Source organism: Polynucleobacter sp. MWH-Braz-FAM2G (assembly GCF_018687635.1).
Taxonomy (GTDB): Bacteria; Pseudomonadota; Gammaproteobacteria; order Burkholderiales; family Burkholderiaceae; genus Polynucleobacter.
Window position 1 is genome coordinate 397067 of the sequence record NZ_CP061300.1, and the last position, 18356, is coordinate 415422.

The 18356-nt window shown below is 46.4% G+C and carries 18 protein-coding genes; 12 read left to right on the forward strand and 6 right to left on the reverse strand.

Going from position 1 to position 18356, the window contains the following annotated elements; all coding sequences use genetic code 11:
• Positions 1–5: 5 nt before the first annotated feature.
• From glp to FD973_RS02170, 4 genes are all read right to left on the reverse strand, one after another.
• Positions 6–1316, reverse strand: coding sequence for a gephyrin-like molybdotransferase Glp (gene glp / locus FD973_RS02155; RefSeq protein WP_215324012.1), 1311 nt, complete (start codon positions 1314–1316; stop codon positions 6–8).
• A complete protein-coding gene (gene mobA, locus FD973_RS02160) occupies positions 1313–1918 on the reverse strand; it encodes a molybdenum cofactor guanylyltransferase MobA (protein WP_215324013.1) in 606 nt (201 codons plus the stop codon). Before mobA ends, glp begins: the two co-directional genes overlap by 4 nt.
• Positions 1918–3045 carry a GTP 3',8-cyclase MoaA gene (moaA, locus tag FD973_RS02165; protein ID WP_215324014.1) on the reverse strand — a complete coding sequence of 376 codons (1128 nt, stop codon included), beginning with the start codon at positions 3043–3045 and terminating at the stop codon, positions 1918–1920. The genes mobA and moaA overlap by 1 nt, the downstream gene beginning before the upstream one ends.
• A 93-nt stretch (positions 3046–3138) precedes the next feature.
• Positions 3139–5772, reverse strand: a complete 2634-nt coding sequence (locus tag FD973_RS02170; protein WP_215324015.1) for an Rne/Rng family ribonuclease — start codon at positions 5770–5772, stop codon at positions 3139–3141.
• A 466-nt stretch (positions 5773–6238) separates the two neighbouring features.
• Here FD973_RS02170 and FD973_RS02175 point away from each other — a divergent pair, with 466 nt between their 5' ends.
• The 3 genes from FD973_RS02175 to sppA are packed head-to-tail and all read left to right on the forward strand — an operon-like array spanning position 6239 to position 8913.
• The gene (locus FD973_RS02175; RefSeq protein WP_215324016.1) at positions 6239–7252 is read left to right on the forward strand and encodes an RluA family pseudouridine synthase; all 1014 of its coding nucleotides are present in this window, start codon (positions 6239–6241) and stop codon (positions 7250–7252) included.
• Positions 7253–7273: 21 nt separating this feature from the next.
• The gene (locus FD973_RS02180; protein ID WP_215324017.1) at positions 7274–7954 is read left to right on the forward strand and encodes an HAD-IA family hydrolase; all 681 of its coding nucleotides are present in this window, start codon (positions 7274–7276) and stop codon (positions 7952–7954) included.
• A gap of 11 nt (positions 7955–7965) precedes the next feature.
• A complete protein-coding gene (sppA, locus tag FD973_RS02185) occupies positions 7966–8913 on the forward strand; it encodes a signal peptide peptidase SppA (RefSeq protein WP_215324671.1) in 948 nt (315 codons plus the stop codon).
• A gap of 33 nt (positions 8914–8946) precedes the next feature.
• On the opposite strand, the gene FD973_RS02190 is transcribed toward sppA, so the two are convergent.
• Together FD973_RS02190 and FD973_RS02195 are read right to left on the reverse strand one after the other, a co-directional pair.
• Positions 8947–9717 (reverse strand): SAM-dependent methyltransferase, encoded by a 771-nt coding sequence (locus tag FD973_RS02190; RefSeq protein ID WP_215324018.1) that lies wholly within the window; start codon positions 9715–9717, stop codon positions 8947–8949.
• A 22-nt stretch (positions 9718–9739) separates the two neighbouring features.
• Complete coding sequence (locus FD973_RS02195) at positions 9740–10351, reverse strand: Maf family nucleotide pyrophosphatase (protein ID WP_215324019.1); 612 nt, start codon at positions 10349–10351, stop codon at positions 9740–9742.
• 43 nt (positions 10352–10394) lie between these two features.
• Between FD973_RS02195 and FD973_RS02200 the strand changes: the two genes are divergently transcribed.
• From FD973_RS02200 to FD973_RS02240, 9 genes are all read left to right on the forward strand, one after another.
• On the forward strand, positions 10395–10970 hold the full coding sequence (locus FD973_RS02200; protein ID WP_215324020.1) for a DUF177 domain-containing protein: 576 nt from the start codon (positions 10395–10397) through the stop codon (positions 10968–10970).
• A 105-nt stretch (positions 10971–11075) separates the two neighbouring features.
• A complete protein-coding gene (gene rpmF, locus FD973_RS02205; RefSeq protein ID WP_011902241.1) occupies positions 11076–11255 on the forward strand; it encodes a 50S ribosomal protein L32 in 180 nt (59 codons plus the stop codon).
• An 83-nt stretch (positions 11256–11338) separates the two neighbouring features.
• Positions 11339–12352 (forward strand): phosphate acyltransferase PlsX, encoded by a 1014-nt coding sequence (gene plsX / locus FD973_RS02210; RefSeq protein WP_215324672.1) that lies wholly within the window; start codon positions 11339–11341, stop codon positions 12350–12352.
• Positions 12349–13335: a beta-ketoacyl-ACP synthase III gene (locus FD973_RS02215; RefSeq protein ID WP_215324021.1), complete on the forward strand. Its 987-nt coding sequence runs from the start codon at positions 12349–12351 to the stop codon at positions 13333–13335. Before plsX ends, FD973_RS02215 begins: the two co-directional genes overlap by 4 nt.
• 59 nt (positions 13336–13394) lie before the next feature.
• On the forward strand, positions 13395–14330 hold the full coding sequence (gene fabD / locus FD973_RS02220; protein WP_215324022.1) for an ACP S-malonyltransferase: 936 nt from the start codon (positions 13395–13397) through the stop codon (positions 14328–14330).
• 42 nt (positions 14331–14372) lie between these two features.
• Entirely contained in the window at positions 14373–15116 is a 744-nt protein-coding gene (fabG, locus tag FD973_RS02225) for a 3-oxoacyl-ACP reductase FabG (RefSeq protein WP_215324023.1), read from the forward strand.
• A gap of 101 nt (positions 15117–15217) precedes the next feature.
• Positions 15218–15457 (forward strand): acyl carrier protein, encoded by a 240-nt coding sequence (gene acpP, locus FD973_RS02230; RefSeq protein ID WP_215324024.1) that lies wholly within the window; start codon positions 15218–15220, stop codon positions 15455–15457.
• A gap of 21 nt (positions 15458–15478) precedes the next feature.
• A complete protein-coding gene (gene fabF, locus FD973_RS02235) occupies positions 15479–16726 on the forward strand; it encodes a beta-ketoacyl-ACP synthase II (RefSeq protein WP_215324025.1) in 1248 nt (415 codons plus the stop codon).
• A gap of 50 nt (positions 16727–16776) precedes the next feature.
• Complete coding sequence (locus FD973_RS02240; RefSeq protein WP_251368809.1) at positions 16777–18225, forward strand: DegQ family serine endoprotease; 1449 nt, start codon at positions 16777–16779, stop codon at positions 18223–18225.
• The last annotated feature ends 131 nt before the right edge of the window (positions 18226–18356 follow it).

Consider the following 18356-nt stretch of genomic DNA (forward strand, 5'->3'; position numbering starts at 1 on the left):
CAATCTTAAAGCAGTCCATCGAAAAGCGCTACATCTACCCAGTCTCCAGCTGCAATGTTTCCCTGGTCATGCCCGAGAATGACAAAACAATTTGCTTCACTCATCGATCGTAAGATGCCAGCACCTTGGCTTCCAGTTAGCCTGACGGTTGGTTTCCCATCAGTCCCACGCCCCAAGATGGCGCGTTGAAACTCAGTGCGACCAGGCTTTTTCCGAATAGGCTCCTCGGCAATGGCCTGAGTTAGTGGTGGTTCTGTTTGGTTTGCACCATTGAGCTGCAATAGGGCGGCACGAACAAACTGATAAAACGTCACCATGACTGCTACTGGATTACCAGGTAAGCCAAAAAAGAGGGTCTTGCGAGCATTTCCGGGTGTTGGTTTTAATACACCAAATGCCATAGGTCGACCTGGACGCATAGCAATTTTCCAAAAGCCGACATCCCCGAGTTCTTGCATGATTTGTTTAGTGAAGTCCGCTTCACCAACTGAAACACCTCCAGATGAAATAAGCACATCTGCTTTGCCCGCTGCCTCAATAAAGGCCTTTTTTAATGAGGTGGGGTCATCGCGCACAATGCCGCAATCGATGATGTCTAAATTGAGGCGATTGAGTAAGCCAGTCAGGCTGTAGCGATTGCTGTCATAGATGCTTCCCGCATCCAACTCCTGCCCTAGGGTGCGTAGCTCATCGCCCGAGGACAAAATTGCAACCTTCAGTCTTCGCTTCACTTGCAACGAAGCTATACCTAAAGATGCGGCTAAACCCAGATCGGAGGGGCGGAGTAGTCTGCCAGCTGCAATTGCCGGCTTGCCTTTTTGAAGATCTTCGCCACGTAAGCGTCGATTCTCACCAAGCTTTAATTGATCGCTTTTGAACTCAATGGAATTCTCAGTGATGGCGCTGGTAAATTCTTGTGGAATAACGGTGTCGCAACCTGCTGGCATAACTGCCCCGGTCATGATTTTGAGGCAGTCACCAGGAGCAACCGATCCTTCATAAGGCTTACCTGCAAAGACGCTACCCACTATGCGCAATGTAATGTTCGCGCTACCTGTATTTAGGCATTTACCGTCAAATGCAAAACCATCCATGGCTGAGTTATCCGCAGCTGGTACATCTATCGGCGATAGTAAGTCTATAGCCAAAATGCGATCAATCGCTTGATCTAAAGAAACCGTTTCAATGGCGTCATGATCATGAAGGGCTGTCGATTCTTGGATAAGATCATTTACTAATCCTGCAATCGCCTGGCGTGCATCATCAACATGAAGTGATGAAGTCAAGAGGATGGGTTCGTTTGGGGAATGGCTCATGATGATGCTTCTTCTAGCGCTTTCAACTCTTCAGGTGTATTCACATTGGCAAAGGTTTGCGGATCATCAAAGATTACGGTGCTGCTGTGTAGTTCCTGAAACCAACGATCAATTTTTAGATTGCCTGTTTTGAGAAACTGATTCAATGAATCTTGTAAGTTACTACGCATCAGGCAAAAAACAGGTTGAGCCCAAACTTTCCCATCGGATTCTTTACTAGAGGCATATACCAGTTGAAAATCTCCGCGTTCCATTTCGGCAATCAATAGTTCAGCTAAATTTTTAGGAAGCAGAGGGGAGTCGCAAGGGGAGGTTAGTAGATAGGGAGTTTTGCAGAATTTCAGACCTACTGAAAATCCAGCCAAAGGACCAGAAAAATCGGGCGCTTCATCCATGACTACGGGATATCCGTAAGCCGCGTATTTTGTAATGTTGCGGTTTGCGTTAATGAGGATTGTTTGAGTCTGAGGCTTTAGTCTGGCGATAGTCGACTCAATGAGTGGTTGCCCATGAAAAGGGATTAAACCTTTGTCGATGCCGCCCATGCGTTGCGCTCGTCCGCCTGCAAGAATGAGCCCCGTAATATCTTTAGTGAAAATCATTAACCACCAATATATGACATTTCAACCTTACGGTTATTGGATGATTGGGTGTCGGTATTTAAGCCCCGAATTTCTGAATAGTGATCATCACGGGTAGACCAGGTATTCATTACTGCGTTGGCTATTTCAAGATCACTTTTTCCAGAGCGCAATAAGGTTTTGAAATCAAAGCCTTCATTCGCAAACAGGCAGAGATACATTTGACCATCAGTGGAAATTCGTGCTCTGGTGCATTCATGGCAAAAGGTTTGGGTAACGCTCGAGATCACACCAATCTCCCCTGTGCCATCGAGATAGCGCCAACGCTGTGCAACTTCACCAGTGTAGTTTGCTTCAATCGACTCAAGCGGGAACACTTCGTTAATTCTGGCAATCACTTCTTTGGATGGCAGCACTTGATCCATATTCCATCCATTCGAGCTGCCGACATCCATAAATTCAATAAAGCGCAGAATGACACCGCTACCTTTGAAGTGTTTAGCCATTGAAACAATCTCGTGATCGTTGGTGCCTTTTTTAACAACCATATTCACTTTGATATTCTCAAAGCCAACTTCTTGAGCTGCTTGAATTCCATCCAGTACATCGGCTACCGGAAAATCAACATCATTCATTTTCTTAAAGATGGCATCGTCTAAGCCATCTAGACTGACTGTTAATCTTTGTAGACCAGCAGCTTTTAATGCAGCCGCTTTTTTACGTAAGATACTGCCGTTAGTCGTTAATGTAAGATCTAGCGGCTTGCCATCAGATGTCTGAATTTGTGCCAGCATTTCAATGAGCACTTCTAAGTTTTTGCGCAATAAAGGTTCGCCACCAGTTAGTCTAATTTTTTCAACACCCAAAGTAGAGAAAATTGTCGTTAGGCGAGCTATTTCCTCAAAGCTTAATAATTCTTTATGAGCTAGATAAGGATAGTTTTGATCGAATACTTCTTTTGGCATGCAATAGGTGCAGCGAAAGTTGCAGCGATCAGTTACAGATATGCGCAGATCTCTTAGGGTGCGGCCGCGAGCGTCTTTAGTTTGACCATGTGGTTGAAGTAGGTGAGTGCCAATAGACGGAGTTAGTCCTCTGCCTTCATCAATGCGTATAGGAATCACTTTGGGGATTGCTTTTTCAACCATATTCTCAATTATGGCTGTGAAATGGGGATTCTGCCAAACCGCCAAATATCCTTTTGGGATAAATGGCGGTCTAGAGAAAAAGCTGTAGATGGTTTAAACCGTTTTTTCCTGACCGCCGGTTTCAACTAAAACCATTGGACCATCTGGAAGTTGGGCGGCGGGCTTAGGGGCTCTGCCGAGGTTATGAACCACAGGCTCTGCCTGAATCTGGTTTTGCGCTTCAGCATGCTTAGATGAGTCGGTGCTGACCCAAATCATGCCTGCAGATTGCACAACACTGTGTAACGGAGTCTCCTCAAGAGCTTGGAAAGATACTTTAGGAAGTTCTGGTGCCGGCTTAGTAATTACCTCTACTGTTGCCACTGAAGCAACAGCCACTACTGGTGTCGGTGTAGTTACAGGATTTGCAGCAGAGTCTTGCGCAGGGCGATTGGATTGACGTGGAGCACGTGGTGCACGCTCTGATCGCTCTTGTTTTTCTGCTACAGGTTTTGCATTGCTAAAGCTACTGACGATGTTCTGAATCGGCATGCTTGCAGATGCGCCAGCCATACCAACGGGCGGACCTGCAAATGGATTGGCTGTTATCGCAGTGGCTGGTGCATTCGCTGCATCGTTACCACCCTCAGTACGTTCGCCACGTTCACGTTGACCACGACCACGTCCACGACGGTTTCGACCACGTCCACGACGCTCTTCGCCATCAGCACTCGGAGTAGTTTCGCTACCAGGAGCAGCTTCAGTTGCAGGTGTAATTGCAACTGGGTTAGCTTGGCGTTCTGGTTTCGGACCATTTTGATTGCCTTGATTACGGTTTCCGTTACGGTTGTTACGATTGCGATTGTTGTTGCCGCCTTCTGTTGGCGCGCTACTCTCGGCCGCATTCGCTACTGGACGCTCAGTGCGATCGGTACGTTCACCGCGGCGATTACGGCCACGATTACGATCGTTGCCACGCCCTTGGTTGCGACCACGATTATTGCTTGGCGCTGGCTTTGCTTCTTCTTTAGGTGATGAAGCGAAGAGTTTCTTAATAAATCCAAAGAAACCACCAGAGCTTTCTGTTGCCACTTTTTCAGTACGAGCAGGACGAGGTTGGCTCATTGGTGCAGGTTGTGTTGGAGTAATGCCTTTAACAGCAGCTTCCGGACGTGCCTTCACATCGGCATCTTTTTTGCTCACTGTTGTATCTGTTTCCAATTCACGCGCAGCTTCTTCAGCCATTACATAGCTTGCTTTTTGATCATCTAGACGTGGATCGTCGTGACGCAAACGCTCTAATTTGTAGTGTGGAGTTTCTAGATGCTTGTTCGGCACCATCAATACATTGACTTTGAAGCGTGTCTCAATCTTGATCACTTCAGCGCGTTTTTCATTTAACAGGAAGGCAGCCACTTCGACTGGCACCTGTGTATGAATTGCAGCCGTGTTTTCTTTCATTGCCTCTTCTTGAATGATGCGCAGAACTTGCAATGCAGAAGATTCAGTATCGCGAATATGGCCTGTACCGTTACAACGTGGGCAGGTTACATGACTACCTTCAGAGAGCGCTGGACGTAAGCGCTGACGAGACATTTCCATTAAGCCAAATTTGGAGATCTTGCCCATTTGAACGCGAGCGCGGTCATGACGTAATGCGTCACGTAAACGATTCTCAACATCTTTCTGGGCTTTGCTGGATTCCATGTCGATGAAGTCAATAACGACTAAACCTCCCAAGTCACGTAAACGTGCTTGACGGGCGATTTCATCTGCAGCTTCTAAGTTAGTGCGGGTAGCAGTCTCTTCAATGTCGGAACCACGGGTTGCGCGTGCCGAGTTCACGTCCACAGAAACCAAAGCTTCTGTGTGGTCGATTACGATTGCGCCGCCAGATGGCAGTGGCACAGTACGTGAGTACGCAGTTTCAATTTGATGCTCAATTTGGAAACGCGAGAACAAAGGCACATCGTCTTGATAGCGTTTTACTCGCGGCAAGTTGTCTGGCATAACAACAGACATAAATGCAGCAGCTTGTTCATAAATGTCATCGGTATCGATGAGAATCTCGCCAATATCTGGCTGGAAGTAATCGCGAATCGCGCGAATCACCAAGCTTGATTCTAGGTAGATCAATAGTGGGGCTGAATTGCCTTTAGCGGCTTCATCAATCGCTTTCCACAATTGCATGAGGTAACTTAAGTCCCATTGCAATTCAGTAGCATCACGACCAATGCCAGCTGTACGAGCAATGATGCTCATACCATCTGGTACTTCCAATTGAGACATGGCTTCACGAAGTTCTTGACGGTCTTCGCCTTCAATGCGGCGGGAAACGCCGCCTCCGCGCGGGTTATTTGGCATTAAGACCAAATAACGGCCTGCCAAGGAGATAAATGAGGTGAGGGCAGCGCCTTTTTGGCCACGCTCTTCCTTTTCTACTTGAACAATGATTTCTTGACCTTCGCGTAAGGCGTCCTTAATAGAGGCATTACGGACGTCGATGCCCTCTTTAAAATAGCTGCGGGCAACCTCTTTGAATGGCAAAAAGCCATGACGTTCTTCGCCATAATTGACAAAGCAGGCCTCTAAAGAGGGCTCAATACGGGTAATCACACCTTTGTAAATATTGCCTTTGCGTTGTTCACGACCGGCAGCTTCGATATCGATATCAATGAGTTTTTGACCATCAACGATGGCAACTCGCAACTCTTCTTGTTGAGTTGCATTAAACAACATGCGTTTCATAACACTCTCTCCTGTGTAGGGAGGGCGTCGTTGCGCGCTGCGTTAGGGGACAGGTTAGGGACCGCTTAGGACTGAGCCTAGGGCGGTTTATGAGTGTGGATCATGCAAATCTAGACATTTTTTGCCTAGTTCACCCAGTTAACGGTTGGTTAAATCGGTGCCACACTTGACGATCGCCGCAGAGACCTCCTTTAGGTCATCAATGCAGGCGCGCGCCTGAAAACTGTCTTCTAATCGCGGGTCGCGGCATACGGCACACCAACCCTGCGCCTCATTACAACGGGGGAGGGGCAACCCCGGGAGTCTATTAAGGGCGACTCCAAGCTCCACGATTCAAACCTGACTTCAGGCTGGTCTCGGGCCAATAAATTGGCTAGAGCGTTGATTATACGGCACAAGTTGCATGACAATGGGGTATTGTTGAGTCCCTTGTGGTCCCCCATTGGGTTTGCGAGAGAGATAAATCATGAAATCCGAACCCATTTCCAGATCCTTAAAGGTAAAAACGCCTTCTTCATCAGCGCCTGCTGCAGTGCATCTTCAGACTATTGGTCCGGAAGAGGCTGGTCAACGTTTAGATAACTATTTACTACGTTGGGCTAAAGGCGTCCCGAAAAGTCATGTTTATCGAATTATTCGGTCGGGTGAGGTGCGGGTCAATAAAAAGCGGGCTGAGCCAACAACCCGCTTAATAGAGGGGGATGTGGTGCGGGTTCCACCCGTTCGAATTGCTGAACCTGCCCAAATGGCTGCCGTGAATTCTGCTCAGACTAAGTCTAGAGCGCATGGCTACTCAGACAAAATGCCTATTCTTTTTGAAGATGAGGCCCTTTTAATAGTAGATAAACCAGCGGGTTTAGCTGTTCATGGTGGTTCGGGTATCGCTCTTGGGGTTATTGAAACCTTGCGGATAACCCGTCCAGAGCTCAAGTTTTTGGAATTAGTTCACCGTTTGGATCGAGATACTTCAGGAGTATTGCTCTTGGCCAAAAAGCGTAGCGCTTTAGTTGAGCTCCATCGTCAAATCCGTGAGGGCCAAACCGACAAGCGCTATTTCTTGCTTGCACATGGAGAAATTGTGCAAGGCCCCCAAACGATGCAACTCAAATACCCGCTTCATAAATATCTTCTCGCCAATGGCGAGCGTCGGGTTCGCGTCGACCCAGATGGTTTACCGAGCCATACGGCATTGAGGGTAACTAAAACCTTTAAACGGGATGATGCAGCGATTACTCTGGCTGAAGCTCAGCTAAAAACTGGGCGTACCCATCAAATTCGGGTGCATCTTCAAAAGCTGGGTCACGCGATTCTGGGGGATGACAAATATGGTTTTGAAGATATCGATAAACTAATTAAATCTAAGCGCTTATATCTTCATGCGCATTTGGCAGGTTTTACGCATCCCCGTACTGGGGAGAAGATGCGGATTGAATCGCCATTGCCTCCAGAATTTACTGCCATGATGAAAACATTTGAGTAGTGCAATTAAAGTAACTTAAGTATGTCGCAAGCCAATAAATTAAATCGTCCTTATGATCTCATTGTTTGGGATTGGGACGGAACCATTATGGATTCCACGCCAACGATTGTGCATTGCATACAACAGGCTTGTCGTGATTTAGGCTTTAAGGAGCCCGATGACAAGTTAGCGAGCTCGGTCATTGGTTTGGGAATTCAGGATTCATTGCGAAGAGCGGTACCTTGGATTGAGCCAATTCATTTTCAAAAGCTGACCGATCGATTCAGATATCACTATCTGGCTAAAGATCACGAGCTTGATTTGTTTGTCGGCATACGAGATTTGCTTGAGGAATTGCATGCGGAACAATATCTATTGGGCGTAGCGACTGGTAAATCTCGCGTAGGACTGGATCGCTCACTGAAGCACCATCAAATTGGACATCTTTTTCATGAAACCCGCACGGCCGATGAGTCTTTTTCAAAGCCGCATCCAGGCATGTTGTTGGAGCTGTCCGATGCCACTCAAGTGCCTACACGTCGTATGCTCATGATTGGTGATACCACGCATGATTTGGATATGGCAGCCAATGCGGGGGTAGACGCTGTTGCGGTTACTTATGGCGCTCATCCACCTGATACCTTGAAATCTTCGCCTTCCTTAGCGCATGTGGACAATGTTGCTCAACTATCTCAATGGCTTAAAAATAATTTGCAACACTAGGAAATGAAATGATGGAAAACAATCCAAATCAAAATTGGGAGCGACAAGCGCTTGAACACCTCTTGTTGGAGAATTTAAAAGAGACACGTAAAGCGCGTCGCTGGAAGGCTGTATTACGAGTACTTACATTGCTTGTGATTTTGGGAGCCTTACTTTCTATATTTGATTTTCATCTTCCTGGAAAAGGTATGGGTGTTGAAAAACATACAGCTTTGGTTACTCTTGAAGGAGAAATTTCCTCAAGCTCGATGGCCAATGCAATGGATATCAATTCATCCTTGGTTTCGGCGTTTGAGAATGAACATAGTGCTGGAGTTGTCTTGCGCATTAATAGTCCTGGCGGTTCCCCAGTTCAGGCCGGCATGATCAATGATGAAATACATCGCTTACGCAAGTTATATCCCAAGAAACCATTTTATGTAGTAGTTGAAGATATTTGCGCATCTGGCGGATACTACGTAGCAGTCGCTGCAGATCAAATCTTGGTTGATAAGGCAAGTCTTGTGGGATCTATCGGCGTCATCATGGAGGGTTTTGGATTCACTGGCTTAATGGATAAGCTTGGTGTGACTCGTCGCATGATTACTTCGGGCTCCAATAAGGGCATGCTTGATCCATTTAGTAAAGAAAATCCCAAGCAAGTTGAAATGGTGAAAACCATGATTGATGAGATTCATCAACAATTTATTAAGGTAGTTAAAGAAGGTCGTGGCGATCGTTTAAAAGATATTCCCGATTTATTCTCCGGTCGAATTTGGAATGGTGAGCAAGCAGTCAAGATTGGACTTGCAGATGGTTATGGCACGGTTGATACGGTTGCGCGCGATATCTTTAAGGCTCCCGATATCTTTGACTACACCATGAAAGAAAACTTTGCTGAGCGAGTAGCTAAGCGCTTTGGAGCTGAGGCCGGAGCCGCTGCAGGCAAAGCGTTGGTTAAGACACCAGACCTTAAGTAATAAAGCTTAAGAATTGCTTATGTAATTCTTAAGCTAGGCCAATAGTAGAAATACTGTTGGCCTATTTTGTAATGACGCACAAGCTGTTTCATTGGGGTAACGTTTACGCCATTCAGCAATCGAAAGAGTTGTGACCATCTCAGATTTGAGACTGAGATCCACGCCAAGACAAAGCAGGCTTTGTGGTGCTAACGAATGAATGCAAGCCATGAGCATGGCAGCATTACGATAAGGTGTCTCAATCCATATTTGAGTTTGCTGAAATTTTCTAGATTCAATCTCCAGTTGTTTGAGTTTGCTGGTGCGTTCATGGGCGTCATGTGGCAAGTAGCCCTGAAATGCAAAACGTTGCCCATTAAGACCGCTTGCCATTAGTCCCAGCAATATGGAGCTTGGACCAACCAATGGCTTCACCTGAGCACCCAGTTTATGAGCTTCTAGAACTAATTCAGCACCTGGGTCTGCTACGCCCGGAACCCCCGCTTCGGACATTAAACCCATATCGTTACCTGCAAGTAGCGGCTTGAGCAAATCAACAGGTTTTATTGAGTCACCATACTTGGCATTGCGTGCTGCACCACGCCACTCACTCATTTGCATTTCTTGAATAGTACATGTCAGCGCAGAAACGGTATCAATAGCTTTTAATAGAGCTCGTGCTGTTTTGGCATCTTCCACAATCCAGTGCCTTAGCTTGGCTGATTGCGCAATGGTTTCGGCAGGCAATACCCAGGGGAGCTGATCTGCGCGGCCATCATCACCTAGGGTGTTGGGAACTAAATACAGTGTGCCGAGTTTGCTCATAGATAACTTCTTCTATTTTCTATTAATTAGTTTTTGATGGAATCGCAAATCCTGCATCGCGTAGTAAACCGGTTAATGCAATGAGTGGTAAGCCAATTAAGGCTGTTGGGTCCTCGCTTTTGATCGACTCTAATAGGCTGATGCCTAAACCTTCAGATTTTGCGCTACCTGCGCAATCATAAGGCTCCTCAGCCAGTAAATAGTTTTCTAATACATCATCGGGGAGCTTGCGAAAAGTGACTTCGGTTGGAACGCTTAATGTAGTTTGCATTTCACCTTTCATAAGACATAGTGCTGTATGAAATGTCACGGTTGCACCACGCATCAATTGCAACTGCGCTAATGCTCTTTCGAAATTACCAGGCTTGCCAATGGCTGCTCCGCAAAGATCTGCAACTTGATCAGATCCAATAACCCAAGCATGAGGATGTAATTTTGCAACTGCCGCTGCTTTGGCATGAGCAAGACGAAGGGCTAATTCAAGAGTGCTCTCGTTGGTAAGCGGGGTTTCATCAACCTGCGGAGAAATCACTTCAAAGGGAATGCGCAGACGCCCTAAAAGTTCGCATCGATATTTAGATGTTGAGGCCAAGATGAGATTTGGATTTTTTGGGGCATTCGTAGCGATACTCATATATAACTGTGCTTTCTAGCTTGCATTCATTTAGACTGATGTCATGAATCGTAATCAAGTTTTACCTCAAGTCGAACTACCTACTGAGCCAAATGCTTTAAAAAAGGTGGATTTTTGTGCTCCACAATCCTATAAGGGTGCTGGTTTTTTGGGCATCTCAGATTTACCTAGGGTGGCTGAGGAAGTGTCAACTGCCATCCCAGGTGACGGCTTTGATTGGTCAATTGAGACTCATTTTGAAGATTCACCGGGAAGCGAGCCCCATCAAATTTTAGATTTAGGTCTAAAAGGGCGTCTGCACCTAGTTTGCCAGCGCTGTTTGCAAGATTGTGCGGTCGAATTGGATGAAAAGCGCCGCTTTGTGCTCGTTTTGACTGAAGCCGAGGCGGATGCTTATCCCATTGAGGACGAGGAGCAGGAGCCTTTGGTGGTAAATCAGCATTTCAACCTCCTTGAAACCATAGAAGACGAAGTTTTGTTGTCATTACCCCTCATTCCTAAGCATCCAGATGGCTTTTGTGAGCCCCACGTCTCAAGCTTCGGTGATGAGGCGGACGAAGAGGTGTCAAATGAACGTGAAAATCCCTTTAACATATTGAAAAATATGAAAAAAAACTGAAATCAGGGGTTATATTTTTACTGTTGTTTTGAGTACGAGCGCTCGATAAATCAAGCATTTAGGCGCTTTTCCATGCTAGAATGTCGCCTTGCTTAGGAGTTCAATATGGCCGTTCAACAAAACAAAAAATCACCTTCCAAACGTGGCATGCATCGTGCGCACGACTTTTTGACCGCACCTGCTACGGCTGTTGAAGCCACAACTGGTGAGGCTCATTTGCGCCACCACATTTCACCTAATGGCTACTATCGTGGCCGTAAAGTTGTTAAAACAAAAAACGACTAATTTTTTAGTCCAAACAGATAGAAGCGGCTCTATATAAAGCCGCTTTTTTCTTGGATAAATCACTTGCAGCAATCAATGAGTTTATGAGCGTTACTCTAGCAATTGATGCCATGGGCGGAGATCATGGAGTCGTCGTGACGGTTCCTGCTGCCTGCGATTTTTTAGAAAAACATTCTGATGTCAAGATTGTCCTAGTGGGCGATCCCGACTTGATCAAGCAAGTTTTAAGTAAGTCCCCCAAGGCTCCCATGGAGCGCATTCAAATCACCCCCGCTAGTGAAGTGGTGTTGATGGATGATCCTATTGAAGTTGCTTTGCGTCGCAAAAAAGATTCGTCTATGCGCGTTGCAATTACACAAGTCAAGGAGGGCGTAGCGGATGCCGTTGTCTCTTCTGGCAATACCGGTGCCCTGATGGCGATTTCTCGCTATATTCTGAAAACACTTGAAGGTGTAGATCGTCCTGCCATTGCGACTGCTATTCCAAATGAGCTAGGTCTCGGAACAACAATGTTGGATCTGGGCGCTAATGCTGATTGCGAGCCAATGCACTTAGTGCAATTTGCGCAAATGGCAAACGTTATGGTGCAGGTGGTTGATGGCAAACCGAATCCATCTATCGGGTTGCTGAATATCGGTGAGGAAGTCATTAAGGGTAATGAAGTGGTGAAGCAAACAAGTGAGTTGTTGCGTCAAACTTCGCTCAATTTTTATGGCAACGTAGAAGGCAATGATATTTTCAAAGGTACCACCGATATTGTGGTGTGCGATGGCTTTGTTGGAAATGTGGTCCTTAAGGCAAGTGAAGGCTTGGCAAAAATGATGAGTGGTTTTATTCGGGAAGAATTTAATCGCTCATGGCTCACTAAGCTTATGGCTGTTTGTGCGATGGTACCTTTGCTCAGAGTGCGTAAGCGTGTTGATCACCGTCGTTATAACGGTGCAGTATTGTTGGGTTTGCGCGGATGTGTGATTAAGAGTCATGGGTCAGCTGACCGTTTTGCATTTGGATTTGCTTTAGATCGCGCATATGAAGCGGCTAAAAATCGTATGGTGGAGCGTATTGCAGCAGCCTTTGTGGTGGAGACAAAAGTATGAGTATCTTTGCAAGAGTGGCCGGCACTGGAAGTTATCTTCCGGAAATGCGATTGACCAATCAAGATCTAGTAGAGCGCCTTGCTAAAACTGGTCTCGAGACCAGTGATGAATGGATTAAAACACGTAGCGGAATCTCTGCACGTCATTTTGCTGCTGAGAATGAGCTCACTAGCGACTTAGCAGTGAAGGCTTCGCAAGCAGCGCTTGAGAGCGCTGGCATTACATCTGAAGAATTAGACCTCATTATTTTGGCAACATCTACACCCGATCATTTAGGCGGCTTTCCAAGTACGGCCTGTGTGGTGCAAGACAAATTAGGAGCTCATACTGCATGTGCTGCTTTTGATGTACAAGCAGTTTGCGCTGGTTTTACATACGCTCTCGCGATTGCCGATGCTTTTATTCGTGCGGGAAGCTATCGGAAAGTGTTGGTGATTGGCTCTGAAACATTTTCACGCATCCTGAACTTTCAAGATCGCGGTACTTGTGTTTTGTTTGGTGATGGCGCTGGTGCAGTAGTTCTTGAGGCTTCAAATGAGGCGGGTATTCTTTCAACAGCATTACATGCTGATGGTAGTCAACGCGATATTTTGTGTGTTCCTGGGCGCGCAGGTAATGGCGAAGTGCATGGTTCTCCATATATGACCATGGATGGTCAAGCGGTCTTTAAGCTAGCTGTTAAGGTGCTAGAGCAAGTAGCTCATGAGGCATTAGCAAAGGCTAATCTCAAGCCAGAACAAATTGATTGGCTGGTGCCGCATCAAGCCAATATTCGGATTATGGAAGGCACTGCCAAGAAGATGGGCATGTCTATGGATAAGGTTATTGTCACGGTGCATGAGCACGGCAACACCTCCGCTGCATCGATCCCATTAGCACTAGATTCGGGTGTGCGCTCTGGACAAATTCAGCGCGGTCAACATCTTCTATTAGAGGGTGTTGGTGGAGGCTTTGCATGGGGCGCGGTTGCCATTAAGTATTAGAAATTTTTCATACAAACGATTCACTATTTTTATTTATTTCTTTTTAGCGAATTAATCACATGACATTTGCATTTGTATTTCCAGGCCAAGGTTCTCAATCTGTTGGGATGCTCAATTCGATTTCACAGCGACCAGAAGTAAAGGTGACCTTGCAAGAAGCCTCCGATGCTTTGGGCGAGGATGTTGCAAAACTGATTGCTGAAGGTCCTGCGGAGGCTTTGTCTCTAACTACCAATACTCAACCAGTCATGTTGACCGCAGGCGTGGCTTTTTATCGTTCATGGTTGGCTGCAGGCGGTCCTGTTCCTAAGGTAATGGCAGGACATAGTCTTGGGGAGTACTCTGCCTTAGTTTCATCAGGCGTTATTTCATTTAAAGATGCAGTGCCTTTGGTTCGCTTTCGTGCTGAGGCAATGCAAAGTGCGGTGCCAGTCGGTACTGGTGGTATGGCGGCGATTCTTGGTTTAGATGATGCAACTGTGATCAAGGTATGCGCTGAAGCGAGTGCTGCTTCGGGCGGTATAGTTGAGGCAGTTAATTTTAATGCCCCTGGTCAAGTGGTAATCGCGGGTGCAAGTGATGCTGTTACTAAAGCGTGCGAGTTACTAAAGGCAGCAGGTGCTAAACGTGCATTGCCATTACCAGTATCCGCTCCATTTCACTCTTCCTTATTGCAGCCAGCCTCTGAAAAGCTCCAAGGCTATTTAGCTAATATTGAATTTAAAGCACCGACTATTCCGGTAATAAATAACGTAGATGTAGCTATCTTGAACGATCCTGTCGCGATTAAAGATGCTTTGGTGCGACAAGCAGCCAAGCCTGTGCGTTGGCAAGAGACCATTCAGGCGATGGCTCAACAAGGTATTACCCAAGTAGTGGAGTGTGGTCCGGGTAAAGTTTTGGCTGGACTCACTAAGCGTATAAATGATCAGCTTACTGGCGTACCCGTGTTTGATGAAACTAGCTTGAATGAAGTTTTGGTAAGTCTCAAATAAAAATTCAAATTAAAGAAATATAGAAATCAGCGGAAGACAATTATGAATCTCGATTTAAGTGGACAAATTGCTTTAGTAACTGGAGCATCGCGTGGCATTGGTCAAGCGATTGCAGATGAATTGGTGAAGTGTGGGGCCAAAGTGATTGGTACCGCCACTTCAGAGAGCGGCGCGAAAGCGATTGATGAACGTCTAAAGTCTTCAGGTGGTGCTGGCAAAGTATTAAACGTGACTGAGCCAAATGCGTGCGAAGAAATCATCGATTTGATTGTTAAAGAGTATGGCGGTATCAATATTCTGGTGAACAATGCTGGTATCACACGTGATAATTTGGCGATGCGTATGAAGACGGATGAGTGGACTGATGTAATCGATACGAATTTAAGTTCGGTATTTCGTTTATCTCAAGCAGTCATGCGTCCAATGATGAAGGCTCGTGGCGGTCGCATTATCAATATCACTTCTATTGTTGGACATATGGGTAACCCTGGGCAGGCTAATTATGCCGCTGCAAAAGCAGGTGTTTCAGGTATGACCCGCGCTTTAGCTCGTGAGATTGGAAGTCGTAATATCACTGTCAATTGCGTGGCGCCAGGATTTATTGATACCGACATGACGCGTGCCTTAAGCGAAGAGCAACAAAATGCACTAAAAGTGAACATTCCTTTGGCTCGTTTAGGCAGTCCTGAGGATGTAGCTCAGGCGGTGGCTTTTTTGGCCTCCCCAGCTGCTGGTTATATTACGGGTAATACCCTACACGTCAATGGCGGACTATATTTAGCCTAACGGCAAAGCAAGGATTTTGTCATTTTTAGGCGAATTTGCTAATTCGGTCTACCAAACTGATAAAATCTTTCCATCGTTTTTTACAACCCCTGGGGAAATTAATGGATAACATCGAACAACGCGTTAAGAAAATCGTCGCTGAGCAATTGGGCGTCGCAGAAGCAGATATCAAAAATGAATCTTCTTTTGTGAACGACTTGGGCGCTGACTCTCTTGACACTGTTGAGCTGGTAATGGCTTTGGAAGATGAATTCGGCATCGAAATTCCTGATGAGGAAGCTGAAAAGATCACCACAGTTCAGCTCGCGATCGACTTCGCTAAATCAAAAGCTCAGGGTTAATTCCCTAGCCTAGGTATTACTGTGTCAGCATCAAATGGCCGACGCCGGGTAGTAGTAACCGGTCTTGGCCTCATCTCGCCTGTTGGTAATTCTGTTGATGTAGCTTGGTCAAACTTGCTTGCAGGCAAGTCTGGCATTGCTACCATCACCAAGTTTGATCACACTCCACTTAGCGTTCATTTCGCTGGAGAGGTGAAAGATTTCAATGTCGAAGATTATGTCAGCGCTAAAGAGGCGCGCCATATGGATACATTTATCCATTACGGCATCGCAGCGGGTACGCAAGCGATTCGTGATAGCGGACTAGAAATTACTGAGCAAAACGCCGAGCGTGTTGGTGTGATGGTGGGCTCAGGAATTGGCGGCTTGCCAATGATTGAGGATACAAGCGCTGAGATGCTAGCGCGGGGTCCTCGTCGTATTTCCCCCTTCTTTGTTCCAGGTTCAATCATCAATATGATTTCGGGGCATCTGAGCATTTTGTTTGGGCTTAAAGGACCAAACGTTGCTGCTGTTACTGCCTGTACTACTGGATTGCATAGCATTGGTTTGGCTGCCCGTTTAATACAGTATGGTGACGCTGATGTCATGGTTGCTGGTGGCGCCGAATCTACAATCTCAGCTTTGGGCGTGGGTGGTTTTGCCTCCGCTAGAGCGCTCTCTACTCGAAACGACGATCCTGCTACGGCATCCCGCCCTTGGGATAAAGATCGAGATGGCTTTGTACTGGGCGAAGGCGCTGGTGTAGTGGTGCTTGAAGAATACGAACATGCAAAAGCACGTGGCGCAAAAATTTATTGCGAACTTCTCGGCTTTGGTATGAGCGGTGATGCGTATCACATGACTGCACCAAATATGGATGGTCCGCGTCGTTGCATGGTCAACGCAATGCGTGATGCCCAACTTAATCCGGATCAAATTCAGTATCTCAATGCGCATGGCACTTCTACACCATTAGGTGATAAGAATGAAACTGAAGCAATCAAGGCCGCTTTAGGCGATCATGCTAAGAAAGCCTTAATTAACTCTACTAAGTCAATGACTGGCCACCTTTTAGGCGGCGCGGGTGGCTTGGAATCAGTGTTTACTATTTTGGCGCTTCATAACCAGAAGTCACCACCTACGATCAATATCTTTAATCAAGACCCTGAATGCGACTTGGACTACTGCGCCAATACCGCTAGGGATGTAAAGATTGACCATGCAGTCAAAAACAATTTTGGCTTTGGGGGTACTAACGGTACCTTGATTTTTGGCAAATTGACCTAATATTCTCAATATCTTTATTGTTGGTCTTTACCAAGTAGGTCTTTAGCATTATGAAAAAGTTCTTAATTACGCTCATGGCTATCTTTAGTCTTGGGCAAGCTGCATTTATCCCAACAGCCTCTGCACAAAACCCGCGAGTAACTATTCCGGATTTTGCTGACTTGGTTGAGCGAGCTAGCCCAGCGGTGGTCAATATCCGTGTTACTGAAAAAGTGGCGGTACAACAGACTCAAGGCGGTATTCCAGGAATGCCTGAAGATCAAGCGGAATTCTTCCGTCGTTTTTTTGGCGTTCCTATCCCTGGAATTCCGAATGGTCCAAAGCAACCGCAGCCAAATTCTGGAAAACCACAAGAAGCAGATCGAGGTGTGGGCTCTGGATTCATTATTGAATCCAATGGTTTGATTTTGACAAACGCTCACGTAGTAGAAGGTGCAACCACTATCTATGTCACCCTAACCGATAAACGTGAGTTCAAGGCGAAGTTGATGGGTATGGACAAACGCACTGATGTTGCGGTTGTGAAAATTGAAGCACGTGATTTACCAAAACTTCCTTTGGGTGATTCTTCCAAGGTGCGGGTAGGAGAGTGGGTGCTTGCAATTGGCTCTCCATTTGGACTTGAGAATACGGTCACTGCAGGTATTGTGTCCGCCAAAAGTCGTGATACTGGAGACTATTTGCCCTTTATTCAAACGGACGTTGCAGTCAATCCTGGTAACTCCGGCGGCCCGCTTTTAAATACTGCTGGTCAGGTCATTGGTATTAATTCGCAAATCTTTAGTCGTTCTGGTGGCTACATGGGAATTTCATTTGCGATTCCTATAGATGAGGCGATGCGAGTGGCAGATCAATTGCGTACCAATGGAAGAATGACTCGTGGTCGTATTGGCGTAGCTTTGGGTGAAATGACTAAAGAAGTGGCTGAGAGTTTGGGTTTAGGGAAACCTCGTGGCGCTTATGTTCGTAATGTCGAGCCAGGTGGTCCTGCTGCCAATGGCGGCATCGAAGCTGGTGACGTGATTCTGAGCTTTAATGGCCGCGAAATTACTAAGTCAACAGATCTTCCAAGATTGGTTGGTGAAACAAAGCCAGGTACTTCGGCGAGTGTTCAGGTATGGCGCAAAGGGGGAACGCGCGATTTAACGGTAACCGTGGCCGATTCAGAATCCACTCAGGCAAATAATAAGAAGTCTGATGCTCCGGCGGCTAATGGCAATAGCGCCAACTCCCTTGGCGTTGCTGTTGCCGAGTTATCCGATGCCAAAAAGAAGGATCTCAATATTAAGGGCGGGGTTGAGGTAACGGGATTGGGTGATGGCCCCTTGGTTAAGGCTGGTATTCGACCTGGAGATGTCATTATTCGGGTCGCAGACGCTGATATAACAAGCGTTAAGCAGTTTGAAGCCTTGGTAAAGGGTTTGGATGCCAATAAGGCTGTTCCGGTCTTTATTAGGCGTGCAGACAGTACCTTGGTGGTCCCTGTAAGGCCAAAATAACCCAATTCTGGGGTTAAAAATGGGGTTCGGCGCCTTTGGGGCGCCACCCATTACAATCACTTCAAGACGACTTTTTGCAGCGCATCATTGTGGTGCGTTCTGACAAGGCGTTTTTTAAATGACTTATTAAG

Bases quoted from the DNA above. Each gene is read 5' to 3' on its own strand.
- sppA (WP_215324671.1), top strand. From the start codon at position 7,966: ATGGAAAACAATCCAAATCAAAATTGGGAGCGACAAGCGCTTGAACAC.
- FD973_RS02175 (WP_215324016.1), top strand. From the start codon at position 6,239: ATGAAATCCGAACCCATTTCCAGATCCTTAAAGGTAAAAACGCCTTCT.
- fabD (WP_215324022.1), top strand. From the start codon at position 13,395: ATGACATTTGCATTTGTATTTCCAGGCCAAGGTTCTCAATCTGTTGGG.
- moaA (WP_215324014.1), bottom strand. From the start codon at position 3,045: ATGGTTGAAAAAGCAATCCCCAAAGTGATTCCTATACGCATTGATGAA.
- plsX (WP_215324672.1), top strand. From the start codon at position 11,339: ATGAGCGTTACTCTAGCAATTGATGCCATGGGCGGAGATCATGGAGTC.
- FD973_RS02240 (WP_251368809.1), top strand. From the start codon at position 16,777: ATGAAAAAGTTCTTAATTACGCTCATGGCTATCTTTAGTCTTGGGCAA.
- mobA (WP_215324013.1), bottom strand. From the start codon at position 1,918: ATGATTTTCACTAAAGATATTACGGGGCTCATTCTTGCAGGCGGACGA.
- FD973_RS02200 (WP_215324020.1), top strand. From the start codon at position 10,395: ATGAATCGTAATCAAGTTTTACCTCAAGTCGAACTACCTACTGAGCCA.
- acpP (WP_215324024.1), top strand. From the start codon at position 15,218: ATGGATAACATCGAACAACGCGTTAAGAAAATCGTCGCTGAGCAATTG.
- FD973_RS02190 (WP_215324018.1), bottom strand. From the start codon at position 9,717: ATGAGCAAACTCGGCACACTGTATTTAGTTCCCAACACCCTAGGTGAT.
- rpmF (WP_011902241.1), top strand. From the start codon at position 11,076: ATGGCCGTTCAACAAAACAAAAAATCACCTTCCAAACGTGGCATGCAT.
- FD973_RS02180 (WP_215324017.1), top strand. From the start codon at position 7,274: ATGTCGCAAGCCAATAAATTAAATCGTCCTTATGATCTCATTGTTTGG.
- glp (WP_215324012.1), bottom strand. From the start codon at position 1,316: ATGAGCCATTCCCCAAACGAACCCATCCTCTTGACTTCATCACTTCAT.
- fabG (WP_215324023.1), top strand. From the start codon at position 14,373: ATGAATCTCGATTTAAGTGGACAAATTGCTTTAGTAACTGGAGCATCG.
- FD973_RS02215 (WP_215324021.1), top strand. From the start codon at position 12,349: ATGAGTATCTTTGCAAGAGTGGCCGGCACTGGAAGTTATCTTCCGGAA.
- FD973_RS02170 (WP_215324015.1), bottom strand. From the start codon at position 5,772: ATGAAACGCATGTTGTTTAATGCAACTCAACAAGAAGAGTTGCGAGTT.
- FD973_RS02195 (WP_215324019.1), bottom strand. From the start codon at position 10,351: ATGAGTATCGCTACGAATGCCCCAAAAAATCCAAATCTCATCTTGGCC.